Source organism: Streptomyces sp. NPDC045899 (assembly GCF_056431485.1).
Genome location: NZ_JBWKKP010000066.1, coordinates 1 through 4,312, shown reverse-complemented (window position 1 = coordinate 4,312; position 4,312 = coordinate 1). Strand labels below are relative to the sequence as shown.

The following is a 4,312-nucleotide window of genomic DNA, read 5'->3' as shown; positions in this document are numbered from 1 at the left end:
GCTATCTCCGCCGCGAACACCGGCGAGGAGTCCAGCAGACCGACCGCCATCCCCTCCCACTGCGCACCCTGACCCGGGAACACGAACACCGGCTTGGCACCCGAGGCGATGAGCTGGCCGTCCACGACGTTGACCGCAGGATCCGCCGAGGCCAGCGCCTCAAGACCCGCCAGCAGTTCGTCACGGTCGGAGGCCACCACGGTCGCCCGTCGCTCCAGCAGCGCGCGCGTGGTGGCGGAGGAGAAGCCGACGTCCGCCACGGACAGGTCCGGGTCAGCGGCCACACGCTCCCGCAGCCGCTGGGCCTGGGCGCGCAGCGCGGCATCGGTGCGCGCGGAGACCACGACCGGCAGCGGGGTCCCGGGCGCGGTGCGCTCGTCGGTCACCGGCTCCTCAGCGGGTGCCTCCTCGACGATGATGTGCGCATTGGTGCCGCTCACACCGAACGACGAGATTCCGGCGCGGCGCGGACGGCCCTCGACGCGCCAGTCCCTGGCCTCGGTCAGCAGCTCGACGCTGCCGGACTCCCAGTCCACATGCGGCGACGGCTCATCCACGTGCAGCGTCGGCGGCAGCACACCGTGCCGCATCGCCATCACCATCTTGATCACACCCGCCACACCGGCCGCAGCCGAGGTGTGACCGATGTTCGACTTGATCGACCCCAGCCACAGCGGGTCGCCGTCACGGTCCTGCCCGTAGGTCGCGAGCAGCGCCTGCGCCTCGATCGGGTCACCCAGCTTGGTACCGGTGCCGTGGCCCTCGACCGCGTCGATCTCCAGGGGGCTGAGCCCCGCGCTGACCAGAGCCTGGCGGATCACCCGCTCCTGCGAAGGACCGTTCGGCGCCGTCAGACCGTTGCTCGCACCGTCCTGGTTCACCGCGCTGCCCCGGACCAGACCGAGGATGCGACGGCCCTTCCGCCGGGCGTCCGACAGCCGCTCCACCACGACGACACCCACACCGTCGGAGAAGCCGGTCCCGTCGGCCGACGCCGCGTACGCCTTGCAGCGCCCGTCGCTCGCCAGACCTCGCTGCCGGCTGAAGCCGATGAGGAGGTCGGGTGTGGCCATGAGAGAGATACCGCCGACGAGGGCCGTCTCGCACTCACCTGCGCGCAGCGCCTGAGAGGCCAGGTGCAGAGCGACGGCGGAGGAGGAACACGCGGTGTCCACCGACACCGCCGGGCCCTCCAGACCGAGGGTGTACGCGATCCGGCCGGACACCACGCTCATCGTGGTGCCCGTGAGGTGGTAACCCTCCAGTTCGGGAGCCATCGTGGCGTGGTAACCCGAGGCGACGGTGCCGCAGAAGACACCGGTGTTGCTGCCGCGCAGCGAGGTCGGGTCGATGCCCGCGTCCTCGAACGCCTCCCACGAGGTCTCCAGCAGCAGCCGCTGCTGCGGATCGGTGGCCAGCGCCTCGCGCGGGCTGATCCCGAAGAAGTCCGCGTCGAACTCACCGATGCGGTCGACGAATCCACCGGCCCGTGTGTACACCGTGCCGACCTGGTCCGGGTCCGGGTCGTAGAGCCGCTCCAGGTCCCAGCCGCGGTCTGCCGGGAAGGGGCCCATCCCGTCCCGCCCGGTGACCACCAGCTCCCACAGCTCCTCCGGCGAGGACACCCCGCCGGGGAAGCGGCAGCTCATGCCGATGATGGCCAGGGGCTCGCCGCTGTCGACGCGCCGCGGCCGCGCCGTACGCGGGCGGTCGCCCGACGGCTCGACCGCTATCTGGGACACCAGCAGACGCGCCACCGCCACGGGTGACGGGTGGTCGAACACCAGCGTGGCGGGCAGCCGCACACCGGTGGACTGAGTGAGCCGGTTGCGCAGCTCGACAGCGCTCAGCGAGTCGAAGCCGAGCTCGTTGAACGCACGGCCCGGGTCGATGGAGGCGGGCGAGGCATGGCCGAGCACCTCGGCCACCTGGGTCAGCACCATCTCCAGGGCGATCCGCTCACGGTCCGCCTCCGGCACCCCCGCGAGCCGCCGGGCGAGGGAGCCCCCGCCCTCCGTACGCCGGGCCACGGGTGCGAGACCCCGGAGGACGGCCGGGATCGCCCCGGCCCGGGCCTGGGCTCGCAGCACCGCCGTGTCCAGCTGGACGGGCGCCAGCAGCGCCACATCGGTGGTGAGGGCCTGGTCGAAGAGGTCGAGACCCTGCTCGGACGTGAGCGCCTTGGCCCCCATGCGCTCGAGCCGGGCGAGTTCTTCCTGGCCCAGCTGGGCGGCCATGCCCGCGGCCTCCGACCACAGACCCCACGCCAGCGACGTGGCAGGCAACCCCACCGCACGACGCGACGCCGCCAACGCATCCAACGCACCATTCGCCGCCGCGTAGTTGGCCTGCCCAGGGCTGCCCATGAGCGACGCCACCGAGGAGAACAGTACGAACGCTGACAGGTCCATGCCGGCGGTCAGCTCATGCAGATGCCATGCCGCGTCCACCTTCGGCCGCATCACCCGCTCGACCTGCTCCGGCGACAACGACTCGACCACACCGTCATCCAGCACACCGGCCGCGTGCACCACACCCGTCACCGGACGACCCACCGACCCCAGCGCAACAGCCAACTGCTCACGATCGGACACATCACACGCGACGACCTGCGCCCGGCAGCCCAGACCCTCCAACTCCGCCACCAAAGCAGCGGCACCATCGGCCTCCGGACCCCGACGACTCAGCAACAACAGATCACGCACACCATGCACATCCGCCAGATGACGGGCGAACAACGCACCCAGACCACCCGTACCACCGGTCACCACCACCGTGCCCTCCGGGTCGAAGGCGATCGTGGACGTACCAGCCGCCGCACGGGCCAGCCTCGGCGCAAGCACCCGACCGCCACGCACCGCGAGCTGCGGTTCGTCCAGATCCGGCAGCCCACCCCACGGCAGCCCGTCGACCACCGTGTCGGCGTCGAGGTCGACCAGCAGGAACCGTCCCGGGTGCTCGGACTGGGCACTGCGCAGCAGACCCCACACCGCCGCCTGGGCGACGGAGGGAGCCTCACCGTCGACCGCCACCGCGCCCCGGGTCACCACCACCAGCGCCGCCCCGCCCAGGGACTCACTGGCGAGCCACGTGCGCACCAGAGCCAGCGCCTCCACCGCGGTCGCCGTGGCGTCTTCGGCGGCGACGCTCGTGAGCACCAGCTCGGGCGCCTGTTCGCCGTCAGCCACGGCCCGTTCCAGGGCGGCCAGATCCTCGAACGGTTCGCCTTCGGCGGGAAGTCCGCCGAGCACCGCGACCCGCGCGGCCCGGCCGGCGGCGGCAGTCACCGGGGTCCAGTCCAGCCGGTACAGCGATCCTTGTGGCGCGGTGGCCCGCTTCAACTGCGCCTGATCGACCGGCCGGAACACCAGCTTGTCCATGGTGAGCACCGGCGCGTCGTACTCGTCGACGATGTCGATGCGGAACGCCGCCTCACCCGCGGGGGTCAGCCGGGCACGGGCCCGGGTCACACCGGTACGGCTCAGCTGGACGCCGTTCCACGAGAACGGCATGACCAGCGTGTTGTCCGACTTCTCGCCGAAGAGCGAGCTCTGCACCGCGGAGTCGAAGAGACCCGGGTGGATACCGAAGCCCTGTGTGTCCGTGCCATCCGGCAGGGCCAGGTCGACGTACACGGCGTCGTCGTCCTGCCACGCCTCCACCACACCCTGGAACAGGGTGCCGTAGTCGTAGCCGATGTCGGCCATGCGCGCGTAGAGCGCCTCCGCGGAGAGGGGCTCGGCGTCCTGGGGCGGCCAGACGACGTCCCAGACGGGCGCGGCCTGCGGGTCCGCCCCCAGCCAGCCACGGCCATGACAGGTCGCCTCGCGCTGCTCGTCCGCGTCGTCGTTCTCGGGACGCGAGAAGATGACGAACTCGCGGCGGCCGTCCTCGTCGGCGTGGCCGACAAGGATCTGGAGCCGGCGTGCCGCCGTCTCCTCCAGAGCCAACGGGGCCTCGATGACGAGTTCATCGAGCACGTCGCAGCCGACCTCGCGCCCGGCGGCCAGGCTCATCTCGACGAGTGCCACACCGGGCACGATGGTCGCGCCCATGACGACGTGGTCACGGGTCCACGGCTGGGTCTCGGCGGAGATCCGGCCGGTGAACAGCCACTCGTCGCGATCACCGATGAGCGCCCGACCGGCCAGGACGGGGTGGTCGACGGCGATGAGCCCGGTGGCCGAGACATCGCCCGGGGCGGTGCCCGGGGTCAACCAGTACCGCTCGCGCTGGAAGGCGTAGGCGGGCAGATCGACGCGCTGAGCACCGGTGTTGGCGTAGAAGGCGGTCCAGTCGACCTCCAGGCCCG

At 71.7% G+C, this 4,312-nt stretch carries 1 protein-coding gene; it reads right to left on the bottom strand.

What is annotated here, in order from left to right:
- On the bottom strand, nucleotides 1-4,312 hold a 4,312-nt coding region (locus AC07FT_RS36300), incomplete at both ends, for a type I polyketide synthase (protein ID WP_479180434.1).